Here is a 25,409-nt window from a genome sequence, read left to right as displayed (position 1 = left end):
CGGCGCCGTTCACTGGCGCAGCTTCTGGCCGCAGTGCGGCCAGGGGGCGGAGCCGCGCTGGACGTACAGCTTCTTGGCCCGGTAGGTCTGCTCGGCGGGGGGCGCGTTCTGCGGGCTGCCGTGGCCGCCGAGGGCGTGCCAGGTCTGGCGGTCGAGCTGGTAGAGGCCGCCGTAGCGGCCGGAGCTGTCGACGGCTCCCGGGCGGCCGCCGGATTCGCAGTGGGCCATGGCCTGCCAGTCGAGCCGGTCGGCACCGGCGACGGCGGTGGGCGGGGTCATGGTGCCGACCCGGACGATCCGCGCGACCGGCGCCCGGACGACCTCGGAGCGCAGCTTTCTGGGCGGCTGCCGTACGCCGTTGACGGTGCGCACCCGGTAGAGGGTGCGCAGGGTGCCGGGATGGCCCTCCCGGGCGACGAGTTGGGTGCCCTTGAAGAGGGTGGGGTCGGCGCGCTGGATGGTGGGGAAGGGGACCGGCGAATCGCGTTTCTCCCTGCTGCCGGTAATGCGCATCACCTTCACCACCTGACCGTCGCGCGGAAAGCTGTCCAGCGGGACGGAGGTGGCGTCGTGGCCGCGCAGGGTGAGCCCGGCGACGGCGAGCGCTTCGCCGACGGTGGCGGCGTTGGTGCGGACGGGGTGGGTGTCCCGGTCGGCGAGGAAGGTGACGGTGCGCACCGTGCGGACGTGGAGGTCCAGCCCCCGCCGGGTGATGGCGGCGGAGCGGGAGGCCGACAGGTAGGCGCCGTCGGCCCGTACGCCGAGTTGGCGCAGCGCGCCGTCGACGGTGTGGGCGGTGGTCCACACCTGGCGGCGTTCGCCGTCGACGGTGAGGCCGACGGGGCGGCCGTAGCGGACGGCGATCTCGTCGCCGCTGGCGAGGGGCTGGCCGGGGGCGGGGGCGACGATGTCGTGCGGGCTGACCGCGACGTCCTCGTCGGCGAGCAGTTCGGCCACGTCGTCGGCGTAGGTGTGCAGAATGCGCGTGTGGCCGTCGACGCTGAGCCGCACCGCCTTGTCCTGGGCGACGAAGGCGGAGGTGCCCCCGGCCAGGGCGGCGACCACGAGCGCCTGGGGCAGCAGCCGCCGCACCGGGTCGATGCCGGCCGGGAAGCGTCCGCGCCGGGCCGCTCGGCGGGCGGCGGCACGGCCGCCCGGGACGCGGTGGCTGCCCTGCGTACGGCTCACGACGACACTCCACGGGTCCACGGATCAGGGCGAGGGGCGCCGCGGACTGTAGCGGAGTATCCGGTGACTCTCCAAAGCGAGTTGGCTACTCTGCGTCGCTGTTGACTCCGGGGGCCGGATAGCCGAAGACGCGCGCCGTGTTGGCCGCCACGGCGGTCGCCAGGGTGTCTTCGGGGACGCCCTTCACGTCGGCCATGGCCCGCAGGGTGAACGGAATCAGGTACGGAGCGTTAGGCCGTCCGCGGTAGGGCGCGGGGGTGAGGAAGGGTGCGTCGGTCTCCACGAGGAGCAGATCGAGGGGGGCGACGGCGAGGGCGTCGCGCAGCGGCTGGGCGTTCTTGAAGGTGACGTTCCCCGCGAAGGACATGTAGTAGCCGTGTTCCGCGCACACCTTGGCCATGGCCGCGTCGCCGGAGTAGCAGTGGAAGACGACGGTGTCGGGGGCGCCCTCCTCGGCGAGCACCCGCAGGACGTCGCCGTGGGCTTCCCGGTCGTGGATGACCAGCGCCTTGCCGTGCCGCTTGGCGATGTCGACGTGGCGGCGGAACGAGCGCTCCTGGGCGGCCATGCCGTCGGGCCCGGTGCGGAAGTAGTCGAGGCCGGTTTCGCCGACGCCGCGCACCTGGGGCAGGGCGGCGAGGGTGTCGATCTCGGCGAGGGCCGCGTCGAGGGCCCGGTCGCCGCCGGGTTCCCGGGCGCCCTGCCGGGACCGGCCGTCGCGGGGGGCCTGGGGGGCCTGCCCCCCAGAAGGGGGTGTGCCGAGGACGATGCGGGGTGCCTCGTTGGGGTGGAGGGCGACGGTGGCCCACACGCTGTCGTGGGCGGCGGCGGTCTCGGCCGCCCACCGGGACCCGGCGAGGTCGCACCCCACCTGGACGACGGTCGTCACGCCGACCGAGGCCGCCTTGGCAAGGGCGTCCTCGACGGTTCCCGTCTGCATGTCCAGGTGGGTGTGCGAGTCGGCGACCGGCACCCGCAGGGGGTCCGGGAGCGGGGGCGGAGCGTCCTTTTCCTTTTGCCTGCCGTTTTGTCCGCCGTTGTTCTTCCCGCTTCCGGTCCCGCTTCCGGTCCCGCTTCCGGTCCCGGTTCCGCCGTTGCCGTCGTGGGTCGATGCTGATTGCGCCATGGGGGTGATTCTATGAATGCCGGTGAATGTCGGCTGAATCACACCCGGCCGCTCAGCTGACCCCTACCGAGCTCATTTGCGATGGTGCGAAAAGGGGTGCAGGAGATTCGACAGGTGCCAGTGGTGCCCACGGCGCCGCGTGGGGCTCGCCGGGTCCGCCTCGCCGTCCGCCACCGAACCGTCCGGCCGCGCCTGCGGCGTGGGGCGCGGCGAGGTGCGGCGGGCGCTCTCCAGGACCGACGAGACCTGGCCCGAGCGCATGATGCGCACCAGATGCGCACCGCAGTTGACGCAGTCGGGGCTCGTCAGCGGAGACGGGACGCGCGCACCGCCGGTGAAGTACACGACGAAGGCCCGGCCCTCGCCGTCCACGTGGTGCTCGATGTCGTAGGACCGTTCCCAGCCGTGCCCGCACTTCATGCAGGCGAAGGCGTACGCCTCGTGGGCCACCTCACCGCCCTCCGGGTCCTCGGTGGGTCGAGTTATCGGGTGCACGCCGTTCGAGGCTCCCGCTATATCGCTCATGGCAGCTCCTCTTGCCCGCAGGACAAGTCTTCCGGGATTTGGTACGTCCCCTTGGCTTCTCCACCAGTGGACGCCTTTCCCGGCGGGAGCGCAGCAGCTCTTCCCTCTCTTTGGGGGAGATTTAGCTGTGCACTATCGAAACCGCCCGATCGGCAGGTCTGCCCTTTGCCTTTCAGTGGTGAGCTTTACCTCCGCGTGGCCCGTCCGCCCCCGCGTTCTTTGCCGCCACGACGGCATCGAACACCACCCTTTTGGGTACCCCGGCGGCCTGCGCGACCGCCGCGATGGCCTCCTTGCGGCGCTCACCGGCCTCCTCGCGCACCGCGACCCGGCGGGCCAGCTCGGCGGGACCGGCCTCGTCGGGGCCCGGTTCCGCGGCGCCGTCGACGACGACGGTGATCTCGCCCCGTACGCCCTCGGCGGCCCAGGCGGCCAGCTCCTCCAGCGGGCCGCGCCGGACCTCCTCGTACGTCTTGGTCAGCTCCCGGCACACCGCCGCCCGCCGGTCCGCGCCGAACACCTCCGCCATGGCGGCCAGGGTGTCGGCCAGCCGGTGCGGGGCCTCGAAGTAGACCAGGGTGCGGCGTTCCCCGGCGGCCTCGCGCAGCCGCCCCAGCCGCTCCCCCGCCTTGCGCGGCGGGAAGCCCTCGAAGCAGAACCGGTCCACCGGCAGCCCGGAGAGGGCCAGCGCGGTGAGCACGGCGGACGGGCCGGGCACGGCGGTGACCTTGATGCCGTGCTCGACGGCGGCGGCGACCAGCCGGTAGCCGGGGTCGGAGACCGAGGGCATGCCCGCGTCGGTGACCAGCAGCACCCGGGCGCCCCCGGCCAGCGCCTCGACCAGCTCGGGGGTACGCGCCGACTCGTTGCCCTCGAAGTAGGACACCACCCGGCCGCCCGGCTGGACCTCCAGCGCCTGGGTGAGCCGGCGCAGCCGCCGGGTGTCCTCGGCGGCGATCACATCGGCGGCCGCCAGCTCGGCGGCCAGCCGCGGGGGCGCGTCCGCGGTGTCGCCGATGGGGGTCCCTGCGAGTACGAGCGTTCCAGTCACCGGGCCATCCTCGCAGCCCGCCGTTCCCGCCGTACCGGCCGCCGTACCCGCCCCGCAGCCCGCGGTTTCCGCCGTGTCGGCCGCCGCTTCCGCGAGACACCACCTGATCCACGCCACAGTCACAGGCCGCTTCCCTACGATGGCCCGGTGAGCAGTGACACCGCGACCCACGCCCAGCCGGGCCGAGCCGCCGGCCAGCACCCGCCGGCCTGGCAGCGTCGGCTGCGCCGTTTCGGATACGCGGGCCACGCGCGGCCCGGCGTACGGGAACGGCTCGTCCCGCCGTACCAGGAGCCGGGCACCCGGCTGTGGGAGACGCTCGGGGCGACCCCCGCGGTGGCGGCCAGAATCGCCCGCTGGAGCGGCTGGGGCGGGCCTTTGCTGGTCGCGCTCGTCGCCGGGCTGACCCGGTTCTGGCGCCTCGGCAGCCCCGAGAACGTCATATTCGACGAGACGTACTACGCCAAGGACGCCTGGTCGGTCTGGCGGTTCGGCTACGAGGGCACCTGGCCCAAGACCGCCAACGACAAGATCCTCGACGCGCCTCAGCACATCCCGCTGAGCGACGCCGCCTCCTATGTGGTCCATCCGCCGGTCGGCAAGTGGGTCATCGGGATCGGCGAGCAGTTCTTCGGGCTGCACCCCTTCGGCTGGCGGTTCATGGTCGCCGTGCTCGGCACCCTGTCGGTGCTGATGCTGTGCCGGATCGGGCGGCGGCTCTTCCGCTCGACGTTCCTCGGCTGCCTGGCGGGCACGCTGATGGCCGTGGACGGTCTGCACTATGTGATGAGCCGCACAGCGCTGCTCGACCTGGTGCTGATGTTCTTCGTGCTGGCCGCCTTCGGCGCCCTGCTCATCGACCGGGACAAGGCCCGGGCCCGGCTCGCGGCGGCGCTTCCGGACACCGAGGACGGCGGGGCCCGGCCCGACGCGGAGGTCGCCGGAACCCTCAAGCTGGGCGCGCGGCCGTGGCGGATCGCGGCCGGGGTGCTGCTGGGCCTGGCCATCGGCACCAAGTGGAACGGGCTCTACGTACTGGCCCTCTTCGGCCTCATGGCCGTCCTGTGGGACGTCGGCGCGCGCCGCACCGCGGGCGCCCCGCGTCCCTACCGGACGGTGCTGCGCCGCGATCTGCCGTGGGCGTTCCTGTCGACGGTCCCTGTGGCGATCGTCACCTACATCGCCGCCTGGTCGGGCTGGTTCGCCGCGAGCGGCACCTTCAGCCGGGCGCGCGGCTGGCAGCACAGCGGCTACTTCCGCCACTGGGCCGAGTCCGCGAAGCCGGACGGCGGCGGCTACGGCACCGGCGGCGCCTTCGACTGGCTGCTCAACCCGCTGCGCAGCCTGTGGCACTACGAGACCGAGGTCTACAAGTTCCATGTGGGCCTGGACTCTCCGCACGTCTACCAGTCCAACCCCTGGAGCTGGCTGGTCCAGTCCCGGCCGGTCTCGTACTTCTACGAGTCGCCGCGGGCCGGGCAGGAGGGCTGCCCCAAGGACGCCGCCGAGAAGTGCGCGCGCGAGGTACTGGCCCTGGGCACGCCGCTGCTGTGGTGGGCGGCCTGCTTCGCGGTGCTCTACCTGCTCTTCCGGTGGGCGCTGCGGCGCGACTGGCGGGCGGGCGCGATCCTGGGCGGGATCGCGGCCGGGTATCTGCCGTGGTTCCTCTACCAGGAACGCACGATCTTCTCCTTCTACGCCGTCGTGTTCGTGCCGTTCCTGTGTCTGGCGGTGGCCATGATGATCGGCGCGCTGCTGGGGCCGCCGGGGGCCACCGAGACCCGGCGGGTGGTGGGCGCGGTCGGCGCGGGTGCGCTCGTCCTGCTCATCATCTGGAACTTCATCTACTTCTTCCCGCTGTACACGGGTCAGACGATGCCGATGGACGCCTGGCGGGCCCGCATGTGGCTCGACACCTGGATCTGACTTCGGGCCAGGACCCCCGAAGGAAGCGGTTCCGGAGGGGGCACGGCGGGTTCACGGGATGCCGGTAGAGTGCGTCGGACCGCGGCCCCCACCGCACCGGTGGGGGGACTCGAAGAACACAGTGGGGGTTCTGCATGCGGAGTGGCGCGAGAGCCGCGATCGTCAGTGCGGTGTTCGCCGCCATGGTCGTCAGTGCTGCCGGCTGCGGCAGCGGCCAGGATGACTCGTCGGGTTCCAAGGACGGCGCGAACGCGTCGGGCGACGAGAAGAACACCGTGAAGAAGGTGAAGACCGGCCCGCCCAGCGCGGCCGAAGTCAAGACCACCGCCCGCGAGTTCCTGGCGGCCTGGTCGGCGGGTGCGACGGCGAAGGCCGCCGCCCTGACGGACGACAGCGACGCGGCCACCGCGGCGCTGGGCGACTACCGCAAGAAAGCCCATATCGACAAGGTGGAGCTGAATCCGGGGCAGGCGAGCGGCGCCAAGGTGCCGTTCTCGGTCGACGCCCGGATCGCGTACAGCGGTGAGAGCAGCGTCCCCTGGACGTATGAATCCTCGCTGGCCGTGACCCGCGACACCAAGACGGGCAAGCCGGTTGTCGACTGGCAGCCCTCGGTCGTCCACCCCAAGCTGGGCAAGGGCGACACCCTGAAGACCGGCGAGTCCGAGGCCCCGCCGATCAAGGCCGTCGACCGGGACGGCACGGAGCTGTCCGCCACCGCCCACCCGAGCCTGAAGTCGGTGCTGTCCGGGCTGCGCGAGCGGTACGGCAAGAAGGCCGGCGGCAAGGCGGGCGTGGAGACCTTCATCTCCCGCGGCAAGGGCTCCAAGTCCCCCGACGAGACGCTGAAGGTGCTCTCCAAGGGCACCCCGGGCACCCTGAAGACGACCATCGACGCGAAGCTGCAGAGCACCGCCGAGCAGCAGGTGAGCAAGAAGAGCAAGGCGTCGGTCGTTGCGGTCAAGCCGAGCACCGGCGAGATCCTCGCGGTGGCCAACTCCCCCGCGAGCGGCTTCAACCCGGCGCTCCAGGGGTCGTACGCACCGGGCTCGACCATGAAGGTCATCACCTCGGCGACGCTGATCGACAAGGGTCTGGCCGCGTACGGCAAGGCGCATCCGTGCCCGAAGTACTTCAGCTACGGCGGCTGGAAGTTCCAGAACGACAAGAAGTTCGAGATCAAGAACGGCACGTTCGAGCAGAGCTTCGCCCGTTCCTGCAACACCGCCTTCATCAGCCAGGCGCCGAAGCTGAAGGACGACGACCTGACCAAGGAGGCGCGTGACGTCTTCGGCATCGGCCTCAACTGGCAGACCGGCGTGCCCACCTTCGACGGTGCGGTGCCGGTGCAGTCCGCCGCCTCCAAGGCCGCGTCGCTGATCGGCCAGGGCGGGGTGCGGATGAACCCGCTCAACATGGCGTCGGTGTCGGCCACGGCATCCACCGGCACCTTCCGCCAGCCGTACCTGGTCGCGCCGTCCGTCGACAACCGGACGCTGGCCAAGGCGAGCAAGACGATGAAGTCGAGCACCAAGGACCAGCTGCGCAAGCTGATGCACCTGACGGCCACTTCCGGCACCGCCGCCGAGGCGATGTCCGGGATGAGCGGCGACTTCGGCGCCAAGACCGGTTCGGCGGAGGTCGACAACCAGGAGAAGCCGAACGGCTGGTTTACCGCCTACAACGGCGACCTCGCGGCCGCCGGTGTGGTCCCCGAGGGCGGCCACGGCGGCGACACGGCGGGCCCGATCGTGGCCGCGCTGCTGCGCGCGGGCGGCTGACGCCCGTACGGCCCGTACACGGCTGAGGAGCCGGGCGGACGCGGTGAATTCCGCGTCCGCCCGGCTCCGTTCATTTGCGGGCGGGTCCGGGGGTTCGAGCGCGGGTGCGCCGGTGTGCGGTCCGGCACCGGCGAAATGTCCTCGCGTGGCTCCGGCGTCCGCCGATAGCGTCGGCGCCATGGCCTCCGAAACCCCTGACACCGCAGCCTCCGGCAGCGCGGCCCACCCCCGCTTCGCCGACGCCCTGCGCGGCCTCGGCCTGGACGTGGAGATCCGCCGCTTCCCCGATGCCACCCGCACCGCCGTCGAGGCGGCCGAGGCGGTCGGCTGCGAGCTGAGCCAGATCGTCAAGTCCCTCGTCTTCGAGGCGGATGGAGCGCCGGTGGTGGTCCTGGTGGACGGCGCGTCACGGGTCGATGTCGAGCTGGTACGCCACGAGCTGGGCGCCGACGCGGTGCGGCGGGCGAGCGCCGCGCTCGTCCGGGACACCACGGGCTACGCCATCGGCGGCGTACCGCCCTTCGGGCACCGCACCCGCACCCGGGTGCTGGCCGACCGCCGGCTGCTGGACCACGGAGTGGTCTGGGCGGCGGCGGGCACCCCGCACACCGTCTTCCCGCTCGACCCCAAGACGCTGATCGCCCACGCCGAGGGGACCGTGGCGGACGTGCGCGACACCACCGCATGACCCCGCTCGTCGCCGCCGCGGTTCTCCTCGCGGCCATCACCCACGCGAGCTGGAACGCCATCGCCCACGGCATTCGCGACCAGACGCTCTCCTTCACCCTGGTGAGCGGCAGCGGGGCGCTGTGCGGGGTGGTGCTGGCCTTCTTCAGCCCGCTGCCCGCGGCGGGCGCCTGGCCGTATCTGATCGGCTCCGCCGCGATTCACCTCGTGTACTACGTCCTGCTCATGCGCTCCTTCCACCTGGGCGACTTCGGCCAGATGTACCCGATCGCCCGGGGCACCGCGCCGCTGGTGGTGACCGTGCTCGCCGCGGTCTTCGCCGCCGAGACCCCGGACGCCTGGCAGGCGGCGGGCATCGGGGTGGCCTCGGCGGGGCTGCTGGGCGTGGCGCTGTGGGGCGCGCGGGGCGCGCGTACGGCGGATGACGCCCGTACGGCCGAGGGTGACCCTACGGCCGGGGGTGACCGTACGGCCGGCGGTGACCGTACGGCCGGGGGCGGCGGCCCGCACGGGCTCGCCCTGGCCGCCGCCGTGGCCACCGGGCTGTCCATCGCCGCGTACACCGTGGTGGACGGCCTCGGCGTGCGCGCCTCCGGCACCCCGCTGGGCTACATCGCCTGGCTGATGATCCTGCAGGGGTTCGTCGTCCCCGCCTACGCCCTCGCCACCCGGCGCCGCGCCCTCGCCGCCCAGCTGCGCCCGGTCGCCCTGCGCGGGCTGCTCGGCGGGGTCCTCTCGGTCTGTGCGTACGGTCTCGTCCTGTGGGCCCAGACCCGGGCCGCCCTCGCCCCCGTCGCGGCCCTCCGCGAGTCCTCCATCATCGTGGGCGCGGCCATCGGCACCCTCTTCTTCAAGGAGCGCTTCGGCGCCCCGCGCATCGCTGCGGCGGGCCTGATGGTGGCGGGCATCGGCCTGATGTGGCACCCGGGCTGAGCCCGGCCCCCGTCACCCGCCGAGAATCGCCCTGCGCAGCGCCGTATCCGTCATCGTGATGCCGCCGTCCACCGGGAGCGTGACGCCGGTGATCCAGGCGGCGTCGGGGGAGGCCAGGAAGGTGATGGCGGCGGCGATGTCGGACGGCTCGCCGACCCGGCCGAGCGGGTAGACGTCGGCGGCGCCGCGCAGCGCCTCCTCCCGGCCGTCCCAGCCGGGGGTGCGGATGGTGCCGGGGGCGACGAGGTTGACGCGGACGCCACGGGCGGCGGCGTGGCCCGCGAGGGTGCGGGTGAGGCTTCCCAGGCCCGCCTTGGCGGCGCTGTAGGCATGGTTGCCGAAGTCCTGGAGGCCGTTGACGGAGCCGACGTTGACGATCGCGCCGCGGCCGTCGGCGGCGGCCAGCTGGGGCAGCGCCGCGCGGGCGCAGCGGAAGGCGCCGCCGAGGGTGATGTCGAGGTCCCGGTCCCATTCGTCGTCCGGCTGGTCCTCGAACAGCGGGGTGTCGTCGTGGCACGCGTAGGCGTTGTTGACGAGGACGTCGAGCCGCCCGAAGCGGCGCACGGCGTGGGCGACGGCCGCCTCCGCGTCGGCCCGCTCGGCGACGTCGCAGGCCAGCGCGTCGGCCTCGCCGCCGTCCGCACGTATGGACTCGGCGGCGCGGGCGGCCCGTTCGCCGTCGAGGTCGGTGACCAGGACGCGGGCGCCCTCGGCGGCGAAGCGGCGCGCGGTCGCCTCCCCGATGCCGCGTCCCGCGCCGGTGACGACGACCGCGTACCCCTCGAATCTACGCACCGTGTGCTCCCTCTCGCCACGTTCCGGACCGGGCCCGCCGGGGTGGCGGGCCCGCCGGAGTCACTGCCCCGATCCGCGGGCGCGCAGTCGCCGGGCGTCAATTGCCCCCGGGAGCGGGGGCCGGGAGCGGAGACGGGGCGGGGGGCGTGCGGCGGGGGCGGGTGGTCTTGATGCGGTGCACCGCCGCGAGCAGATCGGTCTGGCAAGCCCGGGGCCGCCCGGTGCGCAGCACCTCCGCGGCCGCGTCGATCACCGCGCGGCAGATGTCGCGCCCGGTGACGTCGTCGACCGCCGCCAGCTGCTCCGTCGCGCGCCGCCACCCGCCGGTGGTTGCGGAGGATGTACAGGGTGAACCAGAGCGATTCGGCCACCACCGCCGCCAACAGCACCAGCCCGCCCGTGCGATGGGCGACATGACCCGCGATACCGGGCACCGTCACCGCGAACTGGATGGCGTGCATCAGCCGGAAGACCAGCAGGATGCGCAGCATCTGCCATTCCATGTCCCGCCGCGCGAGCCGGTGCCGCTGAGCCGGTGGCTCCCCCGTACGCGCGCGTGCTCCCCGTAACCCCCGTGTCCGCTCCACGCGTTCCCCCGTGTTCCCCCCGGGAGAGCCGCCCCCTACGGCTCTCACCACCGGAAGGATCCCCAGTGTGGGCAGGGCCGGAACGGCGCGACAGGGCCCGTTGGCCCCGCGGACCCGGCGTGTGCGTGTGCGAGAGAGCGCGCAGAGGCACGAAGGGGCGCGCGATTGGAGCGCGCGATACGGGCCTCGTCGGGGGAAGGCTCGGCTACGCCTCCTGGGCCGCCAGAGCCGTCCGTACGGCGCGTACCAGAGCCTGCGCCCGCGGGTCCGCCGTGACGCCGCGCTGCATGCCGTTGGTGACGTACGCGAAGCCGATCCGCGCCGCGGGGTCGGCGAAGGCGAGCGAGCCGCCCCGCCCCGGGTGGCCGAAGGAGCCCGGGCTGAGCAGCGGGCAGGCCGGGCCGTGCAGCATGTAGCCCAGCCCGAAGCGGGTCCCGACCACCAGCACCCGGTCCGGCCCGGTGGACTCCTCCGTACGGGCCAGGGTCAGCGTCGCCGGGGCGAAGAGGCGGCCGCCCGAGCGGGCGGTGCGCGCCGACGGCAGCGGGCCGATCAGCGCGGCGTAGAAGCGGGCCAGCGCGTCGGCGGTGGCGACGCCGCCGGAGGCGGGCAGCCCGGCGGCGAGATACGCGGGGTCGTTCTCGTCCGGCACCGGGCTGATCGCGCCGAACGCCCGCCGGGTCAGCGACTCCGGGTCGGCGTACGCCTCGGCCACCGACCGCTTGGGCCGCAGCCGCAGCCCCTGCGCGGCGGGCGCGGCCGGTGCCTCGACGGACTCGATCCGGCCGATCCGGTCCAGCTGCTCCTCGGGCAGCCCGAGCCACAGATCGAGAGCGAGCGGCCGGGCGATCTCCTCCGCGATCCAGCGGCCGATGGTGCGCCCGGTGACCCGTCGCACCAGCTCGCTCAGCAGCCAGCTGTAGGTCTGGGCGTGGTAGCCGTGGGCCGTGCCGGGCTCCCAGTCCGGGCGCTGGGCGGCGACGGCCCGCGGCCCGGATATGCCGTCGATGGCCTCGTCCGGGGTCAGCGGGGTGTCCAGCGCGGGCACCCCGGCGCGGTGGGCGAGCAGATGCCGCACCAGCACCCGTTCCTTGCCGTTCTCCTTGAACTCGGGCCAGTACGTGCCGACCCGGCCGTCCAGATCGAGCTGGCCGCGCTGGTGGAGCAGCAGCGGTACGGCGGAGGCGACGCCCTTGGTGACGGAGCGGACGACCTGCGCGGTGTCCTGGGCCCACGGCTCGCCGTCGCCGCCCGGGGCGGGGTCCTTCGTACCGCCCCACAGATCGACGGCCTTCTCGCCGTCCCGGTAGAGGACGAGGGCCGCGCCGCGCTCTCCGCGCTTCGCGAAGTTCTCCGCGAAGGCGTCCCGGACCGGTTCGAATCCGTCGGCCACCGTGCCCTGGACGTCCACCACTGATCCGACTCCCACCCCTGCTGATCCGACCGTGCTGCCGTCCTTATGGTGCAACGTGCCCGGCCGGGACCTCAGACCGGGGCCGTCACCGAGCGGGGGTCGAAGCCGAAGGGCAGCTCCAGCCGGTGCTCCCGCATCAGCTCCTGGTCGCACAACAAGTCCTGCGTACCCCCGTCGGCCGCGATCACTCCTCCGCTGAGCACCACGGACCGCGGGCACAGCTCCAGCGCGTACGGCAGGTCGTGGGTGACCATCAGCACGGTGACGTCCAGGGAGCGCAGGATGTCGGCGAGTTCGCGGCGCGAGGCCGGGTCGAGGTTGGAGGAGGGCTCGTCCAGTACGAGGATCTCCGGCTCCATGGCCAGCACGGTCGCCACCGCCACCCGCCGCCGCTGCCCGAACGACAGATGGTGCGGCGGCCGGTCCGCGAACTCGGCCATCCCCACCCGGTCCAGCGCCCGGTGGACCCGCTCGGCCAGCTCCGCGCCGCGCATCCCGGCGGCGGCCGGGCCGAACGCCACGTCCTCGCGCACGGTCGGCATGAACAGCTGGTCGTCCGGGTCCTGGAAGACGATGCCCACCCGGCGGCGGATCTCGGCCAGGTTCGGCTTGGCCACGGGCAGCCCGGCGACCGCGACCGACCCGGCGCCCGCCTCCAGGATGCCGTTGAGGTGCAGTACGAGGGTGGTCTTGCCCGCCCCGTTGGGGCCGAGCAGCGCTACCCGCTCACCGCGGGCCACGGTCAGCTCGACGCCGAACAGCGCCTGGTGGCCGTCGGGGTAGGCGTAGGCGAGGCCGGACACCTGGAGGGACGGCGGGGCGGTGGTCATATGAGCATCCATCCGGTCAGGCAGACCGCCAGCGCGGTCAGCGGGAGTGCGGCGGCGTACGTCCACTGTGCACGGGACGCGGTCACCTCGTCGATCACCGGCATCGTGCCCGTGTAGCCACGGCTCAGCATCGCCAGATGGACGCGTTCGCCCCGCTCGTACGACCGGATGAACAGCGCTCCGGCCGACTTCGCGAGCACGCCCCACTGCCGCACCCCGCGCGCCTCGAAGCCGCGCGAGCGGCGGGCGATCCGCATCCGGCGCATCTCGTCGGTGATGACGTCCCCGTAGCGGATCATGAACGACGCGATCTGCACCAGCAGCGGCGGCATCCGCAGCCGCTGGAGCCCCAGCAGCAGGGCTCGCAGCTCGGTCGTCGACGCCAGGATGACGGACGCCGCGACCCCGAGCGTGCCCTTGGCCAGGATGTTCCACGCGCCCCACAGCCCGGCCTCGCTGAGCGACAGCCCGAGGACGTCCACCCGCGCGCCCTCCGCGACGAACGGCATCAGCACGGCGAAGGCCACGAACGGGACCTCGATCAGCAGCCGCTTCAGCAGAACCCCGGCCGGGATACGGGCCGTCGCCGCCACCGCGGCGAGCAGCACGGCGTACAGGCCGAACGCCCAGAGCGCCTCGCGGGGCGTCGCGACGACGACCAGGACGAAGCAGAACACGGCGGCGATCTTGCAGTGCGGGGGAAGGGAGTGGACCGGCGAACGGCCCGCGCGGTAGAGCGTATGCGCGTGTCCCGCGCCCATCTCAGCGCGCCTCGGCGTCGGCGTCCGCGTCGGCCCGGCGCCGCCGTACGACGACGAAGACCCCGGTCCCCACGGCGAGCGTCGCCCCGACCCCGATCACCCCGGCGAGGCCGCCGGAGAGCCGGGCGTCGGAGATGTCCTTGACGCCGTAGTCGGCGAACGGGGACTCCTTGGCCGCGTGGTCCTCGGTCTTCTGGTCGATGCCCTTGTCGTGGGCGACCTTCTCCAGCCCGTCGGGGCTGGCGGAGGCGTAGAAGCTGACGACGCCCGCGCACAGCAGCGCGGCCCCGAGCCCCACCGCCCACACCCGGCGCGCGGAGCGGCGCGGTGCGCCGGCGGCGCTGTCGGTCCGGCTTCCGGCGTCTTCGGCGGCGGGCGCGGCCGTGACCGTACGAGCGGTGGCGGGGGCGGCGGATCCGGCGGGGGCGGCGGGCGTGGTGGGCGCGGCGGTCCCGTCGAATGGCGCCGCACCCGGGGTGCGCACGGGGGCGCCGGTACGGAGTTCCAGGCGGCGCGCGGTCGCTCCGCGCGCGCCGTGGACGAGATCCGGCCGTACGGCCATCACGGCGCCGACCGTCAGGGCCGTGATCGCCGCCTCGCCGATGCCGATCAGCACATGCACGCCGACCATCGCGGTGAAGACCTTGCCGATCGCGACGTCGGTCGTCCCGCCCAGCGCGTAGATCCCCGTGAAGGCGACGGCGGCGGCCGGGACGGAGACCAGGGCGGCGGCGAAGGAGGCGACGGTGACCGTGCGGCGCCGGTTCGGGGCGAGCTTCAGCACGGCGCGGAAGATCCCGTACGCCACGACCGTGGTGACCACCGCCATGTCCGTGATGTTGACGCCGAGCGCGGTGAGGCCGCCGTCCGCGAAGAGGACGCCCTGCATGAGCAGCACCACGGAGACGCACAGCACGCCCGTATAGGGGCCGACGAGGATCGCCGCCAGCGCGCCGCCGAGCAGATGCCCGCTGGTGCCCGCGGCCACGGGGAAGTTCAGCATCTGGACGGCGAAGATGAACGCCGCGACCAGCCCGGCCAGCGGCGCCGCCTGCTCGTCGAGTTCGCGCCGCGCACCGCGCAGGCTGACCGCGACCGCGGCGGCGGCGACAGCACCGGTCGCCACCGACACCGGGGCGTCGATGAATCCATCGGGGACATGCATGCAGGGCTCCGCTCCTGAGCTGCGGGTATCCGCTCGATGGTGGCCTACCTGCATATCGTTCGCAAGAGCGCCTGCCCCGCGAAAGCACCGACGGCGGCCCTCCCGTCAGGGAAGAGCCGCCGCCTGGCGTTGCGTTGCCCCACTCAGACCCGGGTCAGCTCCGGATCCTTGTCGGCATCCTTGTCGGCCTTGTCGGCGCTCTTGGCGTCCGTGCCATGTCCCGCTGAGGCGTCCGTTCCGAGCTGCTTGCGCAGCCCCTCGCCCTCGACGTCCACGTTCGGCAGTGCCTTGTCGAGCCAGCGCGGCAGCCACCACGCCGACTTGCCGAGCAGCGCCAGCACCGCCGGGACGATGGCCATGCGGACCACGAAGGCGTCGAAGAGGACCGCGGTGGCCAGACCGAAGCCGATCATCTTCACCATCGCCTCGGACGAGCCGATGAACCCGGCGAAGACGCTGATCATGATGACGGCGGCCGCGGTGACCACCCGGGCGCCGTGCCGGAAGCCGGTGACGACGGCCTGGCCGGGGCGCTCGCCGTGGATGTACGCCTCCCGCATCCGGGTCACCAGGAAGACCTCGTAGTCCATGGCGAGACCGAACACCACACCGATCATGAAGATCGGCATCATGCTCATGATCGGGCCGGTCTCCTCGACACCGAACAGGTCCGCCGCCCAGCCCCACTGGAAGACCGCGACCACCGCGCCGAGCGCCGCGACGACGGACAGCAGGAAGCCGAGCGCCGCCTTGAGCGGGACCAGAATGGAGCGGAAGACGATCATCAGCAGCAGGAAGGCCAGCCCGACGACCAGTGCCAGGTACGGCATCAGCGCGTCGTTCAGCTTCTGCGAGATGTCGATGTTCATCGCGGTCTGACCGGTCACCAGCACCTCGGCGCCGGTGTCGGACTTGAAGGAGCCCGCCTCGTCCCGGATGTCGGCGACGACCTTCTCGGTGTCGACGCTGCTCGGCTTGTACTTCGGCACCACGGTGAGCATCGCGGCGTCGCCGGACTTGTTGAACGTCGCCGGGGTGACGGCCGCGACGCCGTCGATACCGGCGATGCTCTTGCTGACCTTGTTGACCGCGGCCTTGGGGTCGTCGCTGCCCTTGGTGTCGGCGACCACCATCAGCGGACCGTTGAAGCCCGGGCCGAAGCCGTCGGAGATCATGTCGTACGCCTGCCGCTTCTGGCTGCTGACCGGCTGCGAACCGTCGTCCGGCAGCCCCAGCTCCAGGCTGAGCGCGGGCACCGCGGCGGCGCCGAGGCCGAGTACGCCGAGCAGCAGCACCGCCACCGGGCGGCGCAGCACGAACCGGGCCCAGCGGGTGCCCATGTTGGGCTTCTCCTCCGCCCGCGAGCCCTCCTCGGCGGCGGCGGCCGCCTCCGCCATCCGCTTGCGCGCCTTGCGCCCGTAGACCCGCTTGCCCGCGAAGCCCAGCAGCGCGGGGATGAGGCTGATCGCGATGAGGACGGCGATAACCACCGTGCCGGCCGCCGCGAAGCCCATCTTGGACAGCATCGGGATATTGACGACCGCGAGGCCGACCAGCGCGATGACGACGGTGAGACCGGCGAAGACGACCGCGGAGCCCGCGGTGCCCACGGCCCGCCCGGCGGCCTCCTCGTGCTCCCGGCCCTCGGCCAGTTCGGCGCGGTAGCGGGAGACGATGAAGAGCGCGTAGTCGATGCCGACCGCGAGGCCGATCATCATCGCCAGCGTCGAGGTCGTTGTGGACAGCCCGAGGGTGGTGGCGAGGGCGGTGATCCCGGAGATGCCGATGCCGACGCCGATGAGCGCGGTCAGCAGCGGCAGCCCGGCGGCCACCAGCGAGCCGAAGGTGATGGCGAGGACGATCGCGGAGATCACGATGCCGATGACCTCGGTGGATCCGGTCTCGGGCATCTCCTGGAGCGCGTCACCGCCGATCGCCACCGTGAGATCCGACTTCTGCGCCTTCTCCCCGGCCTCCTTCAGGCCGTCCTTGGCGGTGTCCTCCAGCTCCATCGCGTTGACCTTGTAGCTGGTCAGGATGTACGCACTGGAGCCGTCCTTGGAGACGGCCCGGGCCTGGAACGGGTCGGCGACCGAGGCGACCTGCGGAGAGCTGGCCTTGAGGTCGGCGACGGCCTTCGTGACCACGGCCTTGTTGTCCGGGTCGGTCATCTTCTCGCCCTGGGGGGCGCGGAAGACCACCCGGGCGGTGGCGCCGTCGGCGTTACCGCCGGGGAAACGCTTCTCCAGGAGGTCGAAGGCCTTCTGGGCCTCGGTGCCCGGGATGGAGAAGCTGTCGTTGGCGGGGGGCGAGGCGGTCGCGGCGCCGACACCGGCGACGGCCAGGAGCGCCACCCATATGAGGGCGACGAACCGGCGTCGCCGGAAGGCGAATCGACCGAGTTTGTAGAGGAACGTGGCCACGAGGAGAGGTGCTCCCGTCGAGTCGTTGTCACTGCTGGCAGGTGTGCGCGACCTGACCGGCGACGAGAGCGGCGCGCCGGCTGGGTCCATATGGGGTTTGTCCGGGGGTGGGGAGGGTTCAGAGACCGAGGGCGGGGAGGACCACGGCGTCGATGTATGCGCTGAGGTAGGCGGCATCCGGCTCTTCGCCATCGATCAGCGACCGGGCGACGAGGGCGCCGCACATCATGTGCACGACGTAACCCAGAGCGGGTCTGTCCGGAGCCACTTCCCCCCGGTCGACGGCACGCCGCAGCAGTGCCTGCAAGGCGTCCAGCTCGGGATGGAACAGCAGCTCCCGGAGGGCCTGGTGGAGGTCCGGATTGGTGTGGACGGCCTGGGCCAGCCCCCTCATCAGGGCCGCGTCCCGCTCCCGGGCGCTGTCGGTGCACCGCACGATCTCGTGCAGATCGCCGCGCAGCGTTCCGGTGTCGATCTCATGGAGCGAAACGGGCTTGGTGTGCCGCAGCGCGGAGGCCACCAGCTGCGGCTTGCCCTTCCACTGACGGTAGAGCGTGGCCTTGCTGGAGTGTGTGCGTGCGGCGACGGCGTCCATGGTCAGCGCGTCGTAACCGACCTCCCCGAGAAGCTCGACCACGGCCTCGTACAGCTCACCCTCCCGCTCGGGGGACAGCCTGCTGCGGCGCACCCGGGCCGTGGGCCGGTCCTCGACCGGCTGGTCGGCGGGCTGGGCCGTCGGCATGGCATACCCCCCTTTCGAACGAAACGGTTTCGTACTCGTTCAAGGATACGACCGCCCCGGCCGCCCCGATAGCGAAACCATGTCGTTTCGCTCGTGGTGTGCATCACAGAACCGAGTTGCTTTGCCGGACCGGGCCCGAAACCATGGATGAGGTGAGGGACACCAGCGACACCGACCGCGCGTATCTGCGATTTCCGCATCTGCACGGCGACTTGCTGTGCTTCGCCGCCGAGGACGATCTCTGGGTCGCCCCCCTGACCGCCCTGGGCGAACCCCCCGGGCGGGCGTGGCGGCTGACCGTGGACCGAACCCGGGTGGGCCACCCCCGCTTCTCCCCCGACGGCTCCCATATCGCGTACACGAACTGGCGCAGCCTCGACCCCGAGATCCACCTCGCCCCCGTGGACGGCGGCCCGGTCCGGCGGCTGACCTACTGGGGCAGCGAGGACGCCCGGGTCTGCGGCTGGACGCCGCCCGACCGGGACGGCGCCTCCCGCGTCCTGGCCGTGTCCTCGCACGGCCAGCCGTTCTCGCACTTCTCCTGGGCCTACAGCCTGCCCACCGACGGCAGCCCCGGCGAGCGGCTGCCCTGGGGGCCGGTGGCCGACATCGCCGTCACGGCCGCCGACGTCGATGCCGCCGCTGACGTCGATGCCGATGCCGATACCCATGCCGCCACCGATGCCCATGGCGCCGCCGACGGCCTGGTGCGCGAGCCGCGCACCCTGCTGCTCACCGGCAAGCCGCCGCACGAGCCCGCCACCTGGAAGCGCTACCGGGGCGGCGCGACCGGTCGGCTGTGGCTGGGCGGCACCCGGCTGCTGCCCGAACTGGACGGCCATCTGGACTCGGTCATGGCGGTCGGCGGGCGGATCGCCTTCCTGTCCGACCACGAGGGCGTCGGCAACCTCTACTCCTGTCTGCCCGACGGCTCCGACCTGCGCCGCCACACCGACCACGACGACTTCTACGCCCGCCACGCCTCGACCGACGGCAGCCGCGTCGTCTACCAGTGCGCCGGGGAGCTGTGGCTGGTGGACGACCTCGGCCCGGACGCCGAACCCCGCCGGCTGCGGGTCCGGCTCGGCGGGGCGCGGGCCGGGCGGCGGCCCTACCAGATCCCGGCCGCCGCCCATGTCGACTCGCTGTCCGTGGACGCCACCGGCCGGGCCAGCGCGGTGTGCGTACGCGGCAGCCTGTACTGGCTCACCCACCGCGACGGCCCCGCCCGCACCCTCGCCGACACCCCGGGCGTCCGGGTGCGGATGCCCGAGATCCTGGGCTCCAGCGGGCGGGTCGCCTATGTGACGGACGCGGAGGGCGAGGACGCGATCGAGATCGCCTACCTGCCGCGGGCGAGCGAGACGGGCGAGCCCCGGCGGCTGGCCGCGGGGCGGCTGGGCCGGGTCCACGAGCTGGAGCCCTCCCCCGACGGCGACCGGCTCGCCGTCGTCGCGGGCGACGGACGGCTGCTCCTCGTGGACACCTCCGCGGACGGGGACGGCGAGGTGACCGAGCTGGTCCGGTCGCTCAACGGCCCGGTCGCCGACCTCGCCTTCTCGCCCGACTCGGCCTGGCTGGCCTGGTCCCATCCGGGCATCGGGCGCACCCTGCGCTCCATCAAGATCGCGCGGCTGACGGACCGGACCATAGTGGACGTGACCAGCGGGCGATTCGAGGACGAGGAACCGGTCTTCACCAGCGACGGCCGCTATCTCGCCTTTCTGTCCTGGCGCGGCTTCGACCCCGTCTACGACGTGCACACCGGCGACCTCTCCTTCCCGCTCGGCTGCCGCCCCTACCTCGTACCGCTGTCCTCCGCCACGCCCTCGCCCTTCGCGCTCTCCCCCGAGGGCCGGCCGGCGGCGGGCGGCGCCGACCCGGACGACGGCGCCGGGGGCGGGGAGGGCGACGGCACGGTGACCGTCGAGGTGGAGGGGCTGGCCAGCCGGGTCACCGTCTTCCCGGTGGCCGCCTCCAAGTACTCCTCGCTGTGGCCGGTCAGCGGCGGCGGCCTGGTGTGGCTGCGCTGGCCGATCTCCGGTGCACTCGGCGAGACGTTCGCCAACCCGGCCGACACCTCCGACCGCCCCACCCTCGAACACTTCGACCTGGCCAAGGCCAAGCGCACCGAACTCACCAGCGAGCTGGACTGGTTCCGGGTCAGCGGCGACGGCTCCCGGATCGTCGTCAACGACGAGGGCGATCTGCGGGCGGCGCCCGCCACCGAGCCGGGCGACAGCGACTCCTCGGTCCAGATCGACATGCGGCGCATCCAGCACACCGTCGACCCGGCGGCCGAGTGGCGGCAGGCGTACGAGGAGGCGGGCCGCATCACCCGCGCCTACTTCTGGGAGCCGGGCATGTGCGGCGTCGACTGGGACGGGGTGCTCGACCAGTACCGGCCGCTGGTCGAACGGGTCGCCTCCCCCGACGAGTTCGCCGATCTGCTGCGCGAGGTCCTGGGCGAGCTGGGCACCTCGCACGCGTACGTCCAGGCCGCGCGCCGCAACGAGGGCCCGGCCCACTACCAGCGCCCCATCGGGCTGCTCGGCGCCGACTTCACGTGCACCGAGGACGGGGAGTGGCGGGTCTCCCGCATCCTGCCCGGCGAATCCTCCGACTCCCGGGCGCGCTCACCGCTCGCGGGCTCCGGCATCCGCGAAGGCGCCCGGCTCACCCATGTCGACGGCCGCCCGGTGGATCCGGTGGCCGGTCCCTATCCGCTGCTGACCGCCGCGGGCGGCACCACGGTCGAGCTGACCTTCGCCTCCCCGGACGGCGAGGGCCCGCCGCGCCGGGTCGCGGTCGTCCCGCTGATCGACGAGCGGCCGCTGCGCTACCAGGACTGGGTGGCCAGGCGGCGGGCGGTGGTACGGGAGTTGAGCGACGGGCGGTGCGGCTATCTGCACATCCCCGACATGGGCGGCTCCGGCTGGGCGCAGTTCAACCGGGATCTGCGCCGGGAGGTGTCGTACCCCGCGCTGATCGTGGACGTCCGGGGAAACGCGGGCGGCAACATCAGCGAGCTGGTGGTCGAGAAGCTGACCCGCACCGTGATGGGCTGGGACCTCACGCGCAACGCCCAGCCGGTGTCGTACACCAGCAACGCGCCGCGCGGGCCGATCGTCGCGGTCGCGGACGAGGCGACCTCCTCCGACGGCGACATGATCACCGCGGCCTTCAAGATCCAGGGAATCGGCCCGGTGGTGGGACTGCGGACCTGGGGCGGCGTGGTCGGCATGACCGGCCGCCATCCGCTCGGCGACGGTTCGGCGATCACGGTGCCGATGAACGCCGCCTGGTTCGACGCCTATGGGTGGGGGGTCGAGAACCATGGCGTGGAGCCGGACATTCCGGCGCCCCGTTCCCCGCTGGACTGGGCGGAGGGCCGCTATCCGCAGTTGGGGGTCGCGGTGCGTACGGCGCTGGATCTGCTGGAGCGGCATCCCGCCGCGGCCCCGCCGGGCTATGGCCAGGTCCCGGACCGGCGCCGCCCGAAACTCCCCCCGCGGAGCGACGGCTGAGCGCTGATCGCGTGCTGATTCCGTACGTGCGTGCCGGGGGCGCATCCCCTGACGGATGCGCCCCCTCGCGCACACTCTTCACGAGCCCTTCGACGAGACGACCTACATCTCTTCGAACGGCTCCTGATCCCGCGTCTCGTCGCCCATGCCCTGCTGACGGCGCTCCCGGCCCATGCGCTCGGCCTGCTCACGGCTTTCGGGCCGGTCCTGGTCGCGGCGCGGCTCCTGGCCCCGCTGGCCTCGCTGCTCTCGCTGGCCTCGCTGGTCCTGCTGCGTCTGCTGGCCGCGTTGGCCCTGCTGACCCTGCTGACCCCGCTGGGTCTGCTGGCTCTGCTGGCCCTGCTGGCCCTGCTGGCCCTGCGCCTTGCGCTTGGCCTGCTGGGCCTTCTCGCTGAACTCGTCCTTCCCCATCTGCGTCACTCCTCATCGGGTGAAAGGGATCGGGCCCGACCAGAGTTACACGCAGGGACATACTCCGCATTTCGATCGACCTCACCCATCGAATCCGCAGGTCAGGACGGTTGACACAGGGTTACCGGTCACGCTGCGTACGGGCGGCGCGCGCCCGCTCGTCCGCCGCGCCGCCCTCGCCCACGAGATGGCCGCGCTGCCCACGGGTGGCCACCAGCCGGGGTTCGATCCGGCGCATCTCACGCCGCCCCACCGCCCCGATCAACGCGGGCAGACTGCCGCGCACCGGCTGCATTCCACGCAGCCACCACTGCGCGTACACATGGGCCGAGCGGCGCTCTATCCCGGCGACGAGCCGGTCCACGGCCGGGCCCGCCGGATACGTACGCCCCGCGGGCCACGGCATCCGCGCCCGCAACTCCCGCATCACCTCGTCCCGGTCGGCGCCGCGCACCATGTCCGTATCGGTCCAGCTGAGATAGCCGATGCCGACCCGAACCCCCCGGTGGCTCACCTCGGCACGCAGACAGTGCGCGAACGCCTCGACCCCGGCCTTGGACGCGCAGTACGCGGTCATCATCGGCGCGGGCGCGATCGCGGCGAGCGAGGCGATCTGCAGCAGATAGCCGCGGCTGGCGATCAGCGCGGGCAGGAAGGCCCGGGCCGTGGTGACGCTGCCCAGCAGATTGACCTCGACAACCCGCCGCCAGGCCGTCTCGTCGGTGTCGAGGAACGGACCGCCGGCGGCCACCCCGGCGTTGGCACAGACGATGTCCACCGCGCCGAAGCGCGCCACCACTTCCTCCGCGACCCGGGCCATCGCCTCCGGGTCGGTGACATCGGCGTGCCAGTGGTCGGAGTCGGTGGGCAGCCGCCCCGACACCCGCTTCAGCTCCTCCGGTTCCAGGCCCACCAGCGCCACCCTGGCGCCGCGCGCGGACAGCTTGCGGGCCAGCAGCTCGCCGACTCCCCGCGCCGCGCCGGTCACCACCGCGACCCGGCCCTCCAGACTCCTGCGCGCGCTCATGTCGTCCGCTCCTCGACCGCGTGGGGGCCGTCGTCGGTCAGGGCGGCCCGCGGTGCGTCCCCGTGGTCCGCGACGAGGCGTCGTATCACGCCGCTCACCGCCCCGGGGTTCTCCACGGGGGTCATATGGCCGAGGCCGGGCAGCTCGGTGAGGCCGGTGCACCGCGGCAGCGCCGCCGCTATGGCGTGGGAGCGCTCGGGCGGGGTCAACCGGTCGGCGCTGCCGACGATGACGGCGGCGGGCATGGTCAGCAGGCCGACGCGGGCGTCCACATCGAGGTCGACCATGACATGCGCCCAGGCGGACCGCACCGCGCGGGGGCAGGCGTGCACGATCCGCGCGCACGCCTCCACCATGGCGGGCGCGGCGCCCGGGCCCATCGTCCCGTACCGCAGCAGCCGCTTGCTGACGGGCGTGACCGGCCCCATGGGGAGGCGCGCGCCGAGGATCGCACGGTGGATCCGGGCCCGCAGCCGCTCGGAGCGCAGCGGCACCACGCGCGCCCGCTCGATCAGCCGGGAGGCGCCGGTGCTGCACAGCAGCACGGCGGCGGCGCGCTCGCGAAGCGCCGGGCGACCGGCGGCGGCCATCACCGTCATCCCGCCCATGGAGTGGCCCACGACCACGGCCCGGCGGCCCGGCTCCAGGGTCTGCTCCAGCACCGCCTCCAGGTCGTCGGCGAGCGCCTCGGTGCTGTACCCCTCGGGGCCGGGGGCGGCGCTGCGGCCATGGCCGCGCTGGTCGTACAGGATCACCCGGTGGTCGGCGGCCAGTTCGCGCAGGACCGGCGCCCAGAAGGCGGTCGAGCAGGTCCAGCCGTGCACCAGGACGACGGCCGGAGCACCGGGGTCCTCGGGCCCGTGCAGCTCCACGTGCAGCCGGGCGCCGTCCGCCGAGGTGACGGTCAGCTCGCGCGCGCCGCCGGGCGGGGCGTACGGCCCGGAGGTGACGTAAGGGGTGCGCCTCACCGCGATCCCCTCCCCGCGGCGGGCTCCGCGCCCTGATCTGCACCGGTCCGCTGCCGCAGCACCTGGTACTCCGCGAGACGCACCCGCTGGGTGACCCGTTTGAACTCGGCGGTCGAGCCCGGCCACAGGGTCGTGTTGCGGCCGTTGTCCAGATACCAGCTGTCGCAGCCGCCCGCGTTCCACACCGTGCGCTTCATCCTCTCCTGGATCATGCAGTTGTAGGCGCGAACCGCCCCCGGCCGGGCGTCCAGCGCGACCTTGCCGCCGAGGGCGTCCAGCTGCCGCAGATAGTCGGTCAGGTAATTGAGCTGGGCCTCGATGATGAGGATCATCGAGCTGTTGCCGAGCCCGGTATTGGGCCCGATGACCGTCAGGAAGTTGGGGAAGCCCGCCACGCTGGCCCCGCGCAGCGCCTCCATGCCGCCCTTCCACTCCTCCGCGAGCGTGGTGCCCCCCGCTCCGGTCACGCGCTGGGCGATGGGGATGTCGGTGACATGGAAGCCCGTCCCGAAGATGATCGCGTCGGCCTTGGTCTCGGTGCCGTCGGAGCCGACCAGCGTGCTGCCGCGGATCTCCTTGAGCCCGCCGACCACGTCCACATGCGGCCGGGCGAGCGCCGGGTAGTAGTCGTTCGACAGCAGGATCCGCTTGCAGCCGATGCGATAGCGCGGGGTAAGCCTGGTCTGCAGCACCGGGTCCTTGATCGCCCGCCGCATATGCGCCCCGGCCAGCCGCTCCACGAATTTCAGCTCTGCCGGGCGCTTGGTGAACGCCCCGACCTGCAACTCCCGGATCCCCCACAGCAGCCCGCGGCGCAGCGCCCCGGACACCGGCAGCCTGCTGTGCAGCCAGCGCTCGGCGCCGGTGATCCGGCGGTCCATGCGCGGCAGCACCCAGGGCGGGGTGCGCTGGAAGAGGGTGAGCCTGCGCACCTCCTTCTGGATCTCGGGCACGATCTGGATGGCCGAGGCGCCGGTGCCGACCATCGCGACCCGCTTGCCGCGCAGGTCGTAGCCGTGGTCCCAGCGCGCGGAGTGGAAGACCTTGCCGGGGAAGCCGTCCAGCCCGGGGATGTCCGGGATCTTCGGATCGGAGAGCGGGCCGGTCGCGCTCACCACGACATCGGCGGTCAGCGGCCCGCGCGCGGTCTCCACCTCCCAGTGCAGCGCCGCGCCGTCCCAGCGCAGGGCGAGCACCTCGGCGTCGAAGCGCAGATGCGGCCGCAGCCCGAAGGTGTCGGCGACCCGCTCCAGATAGGCGCGGATGTGCCGTCGCCCGGAGAAGGCGCGCGGCCAGTCGGGGTTGGGGGCGAAGGAGAAGGAGTAGAGATGGGACGGGATATCGCAGGCACAGCCCGGATAGCTGTTGTCCCGCCAGGTCCCGCCGACCGCACCGGCCCGCTCCAGGACCACGAAGTCGGTGACGCCCGCGCGGCGCAGCCTCACCGCCGCGCCCAGCCCTCCGAATCCGGATCCGATCACCGCCACCCGCACATGCTCACGCGTCAGCCCAGCCGCCATGCCGCCGCCTCCCGCCGCTCGA

At 72.9% G+C, this 25,409-nt stretch carries 21 protein-coding genes; 6 read left to right on the top strand and 15 right to left on the bottom strand.

Features of this window, described 5'->3' with window-relative positions:
• Positions 1-9: 9 nt before the first annotated feature.
• The 4 genes from ACZ59A_RS09830 to rsmI all read right to left on the bottom strand — a co-directional run bounded on the left by ACZ59A_RS09830 (position 10) and on the right by rsmI (position 3,890).
• Positions 10-1,188, bottom strand: a complete 1,179-nt coding sequence (locus ACZ59A_RS09830; protein ID WP_470955874.1) for a ubiquitin-like domain-containing protein — start codon at positions 1,186-1,188, stop codon at positions 10-12.
• Between the two features lie 85 nt (positions 1,189-1,273).
• Positions 1,274-2,314, bottom strand: a complete 1,041-nt coding sequence (locus tag ACZ59A_RS09825) for a TatD family hydrolase (RefSeq protein ID WP_470955872.1) — start codon at positions 2,312-2,314, stop codon at positions 1,274-1,276.
• A gap of 72 nt (positions 2,315-2,386) precedes the next feature.
• Positions 2,387-2,839 carry a hypothetical protein gene (locus tag ACZ59A_RS09820; RefSeq protein WP_470955870.1) on the bottom strand — a complete coding sequence of 151 codons (453 nt, stop codon included), beginning with the start codon at positions 2,837-2,839 and terminating at the stop codon, positions 2,387-2,389.
• Between the two features lie 172 nt (positions 2,840-3,011).
• Complete coding sequence (rsmI, locus tag ACZ59A_RS09815; RefSeq protein ID WP_470955869.1) at positions 3,012-3,890, bottom strand: 16S rRNA (cytidine(1402)-2'-O)-methyltransferase; 879 nt, start codon at positions 3,888-3,890, stop codon at positions 3,012-3,014.
• Positions 3,891-4,037: 147 nt separating this feature from the next.
• Here rsmI and ACZ59A_RS09810 point away from each other — a divergent pair, with 147 nt between their 5' ends.
• The 4 genes from ACZ59A_RS09810 (at position 4,038) to ACZ59A_RS09795 (ending at position 9,217) form a co-directional block, all read left to right on the top strand.
• Positions 4,038-5,816: a dolichyl-phosphate-mannose--protein mannosyltransferase gene (locus ACZ59A_RS09810; protein WP_470955868.1), complete on the top strand. Its 1,779-nt coding sequence runs from the start codon at positions 4,038-4,040 to the stop codon at positions 5,814-5,816.
• Positions 5,817-5,950: 134 nt separating this feature from the next.
• Positions 5,951-7,597: a penicillin-binding transpeptidase domain-containing protein gene (locus ACZ59A_RS09805; RefSeq protein WP_470955867.1), complete on the top strand. Its 1,647-nt coding sequence runs from the start codon at positions 5,951-5,953 to the stop codon at positions 7,595-7,597.
• A 178-nt stretch (positions 7,598-7,775) separates the two neighbouring features.
• Positions 7,776-8,285, top strand: a complete 510-nt coding sequence (locus ACZ59A_RS09800; protein WP_470955865.1) for a YbaK/EbsC family protein — start codon at positions 7,776-7,778, stop codon at positions 8,283-8,285.
• On the top strand, positions 8,282-9,217 hold the full coding sequence (locus ACZ59A_RS09795) for an EamA family transporter (RefSeq protein WP_470955863.1): 936 nt from the start codon (positions 8,282-8,284) through the stop codon (positions 9,215-9,217). Before ACZ59A_RS09800 ends, ACZ59A_RS09795 begins: the two co-directional genes overlap by 4 nt.
• A gap of 12 nt (positions 9,218-9,229) precedes the next feature.
• Here the strand turns inward: ACZ59A_RS09795 and ACZ59A_RS09790 are convergent, their stop codons facing one another.
• On the bottom strand, positions 9,230-10,012 hold the full coding sequence (locus tag ACZ59A_RS09790) for an SDR family NAD(P)-dependent oxidoreductase (protein WP_470955861.1): 783 nt from the start codon (positions 10,010-10,012) through the stop codon (positions 9,230-9,232).
• Between the two features lie 221 nt (positions 10,013-10,233).
• Here ACZ59A_RS09790 and ACZ59A_RS09785 point away from each other — a divergent pair, with 221 nt between their 5' ends.
• A complete protein-coding gene (locus ACZ59A_RS09785; RefSeq protein WP_470955858.1) occupies positions 10,234-10,581 on the top strand; it encodes a hypothetical protein in 348 nt (115 codons plus the stop codon).
• A 223-nt stretch (positions 10,582-10,804) separates the two neighbouring features.
• On the opposite strand, the gene ACZ59A_RS09780 is transcribed toward ACZ59A_RS09785, so the two are convergent.
• The 6 genes from ACZ59A_RS09780 to ACZ59A_RS09755 form a co-directional block, all read right to left on the bottom strand.
• The gene (locus ACZ59A_RS09780; protein ID WP_470957847.1) at positions 10,805-12,010 is read right to left on the bottom strand and encodes a serine hydrolase domain-containing protein; all 1,206 of its coding nucleotides are present in this window, start codon (positions 12,008-12,010) and stop codon (positions 10,805-10,807) included.
• Between the two features lie 74 nt (positions 12,011-12,084).
• A complete protein-coding gene (locus ACZ59A_RS09775; protein WP_468053834.1) occupies positions 12,085-12,843 on the bottom strand; it encodes an energy-coupling factor ABC transporter ATP-binding protein in 759 nt (252 codons plus the stop codon).
• Entirely contained in the window at positions 12,840-13,604 is a 765-nt protein-coding gene (gene cbiQ, locus ACZ59A_RS09770) for a cobalt ECF transporter T component CbiQ (RefSeq protein ID WP_470955855.1), read from the bottom strand. The genes ACZ59A_RS09775 and cbiQ overlap by 4 nt, the downstream gene beginning before the upstream one ends.
• Before the next feature lies 1 nt (position 13,605).
• Positions 13,606-14,769 (bottom strand): energy-coupling factor ABC transporter permease, encoded by a 1,164-nt coding sequence (locus ACZ59A_RS09765; protein WP_470955852.1) that lies wholly within the window; start codon positions 14,767-14,769, stop codon positions 13,606-13,608.
• 143 nt (positions 14,770-14,912) lie between these two features.
• On the bottom strand, positions 14,913-17,192 hold the full coding sequence (locus tag ACZ59A_RS09760; protein ID WP_470955849.1) for an MMPL family transporter: 2,280 nt from the start codon (positions 17,190-17,192) through the stop codon (positions 14,913-14,915).
• Between the two features lie 118 nt (positions 17,193-17,310).
• The gene (locus ACZ59A_RS09755) at positions 17,311-17,934 is read right to left on the bottom strand and encodes a TetR/AcrR family transcriptional regulator (RefSeq protein WP_470955846.1); all 624 of its coding nucleotides are present in this window, start codon (positions 17,932-17,934) and stop codon (positions 17,311-17,313) included.
• Between the two features lie 143 nt (positions 17,935-18,077).
• Between ACZ59A_RS09755 and ACZ59A_RS09750 the strand changes: the two genes are divergently transcribed.
• Positions 18,078-21,461: a S41 family peptidase gene (locus ACZ59A_RS09750; protein WP_470955843.1), complete on the top strand. Its 3,384-nt coding sequence runs from the start codon at positions 18,078-18,080 to the stop codon at positions 21,459-21,461.
• 102 nt (positions 21,462-21,563) lie between these two features.
• Here the strand turns inward: ACZ59A_RS09750 and ACZ59A_RS09745 are convergent, their stop codons facing one another.
• The 4 genes from ACZ59A_RS09745 to ACZ59A_RS09730 form a co-directional block, all read right to left on the bottom strand.
• Entirely contained in the window at positions 21,564-21,872 is a 309-nt protein-coding gene (locus tag ACZ59A_RS09745; protein ID WP_470955840.1) for a hypothetical protein, read from the bottom strand.
• A 121-nt stretch (positions 21,873-21,993) separates the two neighbouring features.
• Positions 21,994-22,899 carry an SDR family oxidoreductase gene (locus tag ACZ59A_RS09740; RefSeq protein WP_470955838.1) on the bottom strand — a complete coding sequence of 302 codons (906 nt, stop codon included), beginning with the start codon at positions 22,897-22,899 and terminating at the stop codon, positions 21,994-21,996.
• The gene (locus tag ACZ59A_RS09735; RefSeq protein WP_470955835.1) at positions 22,896-23,867 is read right to left on the bottom strand and encodes an alpha/beta fold hydrolase; all 972 of its coding nucleotides are present in this window, start codon (positions 23,865-23,867) and stop codon (positions 22,896-22,898) included. The genes ACZ59A_RS09740 and ACZ59A_RS09735 overlap by 4 nt, the downstream gene beginning before the upstream one ends.
• Positions 23,864-25,387 (bottom strand): flavin-containing monooxygenase, encoded by a 1,524-nt coding sequence (locus ACZ59A_RS09730; RefSeq protein WP_470955833.1) that lies wholly within the window; start codon positions 25,385-25,387, stop codon positions 23,864-23,866. Before ACZ59A_RS09730 ends, ACZ59A_RS09735 begins: the two co-directional genes overlap by 4 nt.
• Positions 25,388-25,409 lie beyond the last annotated feature (22 nt).

It is taken from the genome of Streptomyces sp. NPDC040405, from assembly GCF_055595765.1.
Note: the sequence above shows the minus strand (reverse complement) of the source record. Positions and strands in the feature narration are given on the sequence as shown.

Excerpts from the sequence above, each read along its gene's own strand:
- ACZ59A_RS09825 (WP_470955872.1), bottom strand. The coding sequence starts at position 2,314 with ATGGCGCAATCAGCATCGACCCACGACGGCAACGGCGGAACCGGGACC.
- ACZ59A_RS09820 (WP_470955870.1), bottom strand. The coding sequence starts at position 2,839 with ATGAGCGATATAGCGGGAGCCTCGAACGGCGTGCACCCGATAACTCGA.
- ACZ59A_RS09805 (WP_470955867.1), top strand. The coding sequence starts at position 5,951 with ATGCGGAGTGGCGCGAGAGCCGCGATCGTCAGTGCGGTGTTCGCCGCC.
- ACZ59A_RS09800 (WP_470955865.1), top strand. The coding sequence starts at position 7,776 with ATGGCCTCCGAAACCCCTGACACCGCAGCCTCCGGCAGCGCGGCCCAC.
- ACZ59A_RS09795 (WP_470955863.1), top strand. The coding sequence starts at position 8,282 with ATGACCCCGCTCGTCGCCGCCGCGGTTCTCCTCGCGGCCATCACCCAC.
- ACZ59A_RS09775 (WP_468053834.1), bottom strand. The coding sequence starts at position 12,843 with ATGACCACCGCCCCGCCGTCCCTCCAGGTGTCCGGCCTCGCCTACGCC.
- cbiQ (WP_470955855.1), bottom strand. The coding sequence starts at position 13,604 with ATGGGCGCGGGACACGCGCATACGCTCTACCGCGCGGGCCGTTCGCCG.
- ACZ59A_RS09765 (WP_470955852.1), bottom strand. The coding sequence starts at position 14,769 with ATGCATGTCCCCGATGGATTCATCGACGCCCCGGTGTCGGTGGCGACC.
- ACZ59A_RS09755 (WP_470955846.1), bottom strand. The coding sequence starts at position 17,934 with ATGCCGACGGCCCAGCCCGCCGACCAGCCGGTCGAGGACCGGCCCACG.
- ACZ59A_RS09750 (WP_470955843.1), top strand. The coding sequence starts at position 18,078 with ATGGATGAGGTGAGGGACACCAGCGACACCGACCGCGCGTATCTGCGA.
- ACZ59A_RS09745 (WP_470955840.1), bottom strand. The coding sequence starts at position 21,872 with ATGGGGAAGGACGAGTTCAGCGAGAAGGCCCAGCAGGCCAAGCGCAAG.
- ACZ59A_RS09740 (WP_470955838.1), bottom strand. The coding sequence starts at position 22,899 with ATGAGCGCGCGCAGGAGTCTGGAGGGCCGGGTCGCGGTGGTGACCGGC.
- ACZ59A_RS09730 (WP_470955833.1), bottom strand. The coding sequence starts at position 25,387 with ATGGCGGCTGGGCTGACGCGTGAGCATGTGCGGGTGGCGGTGATCGGA.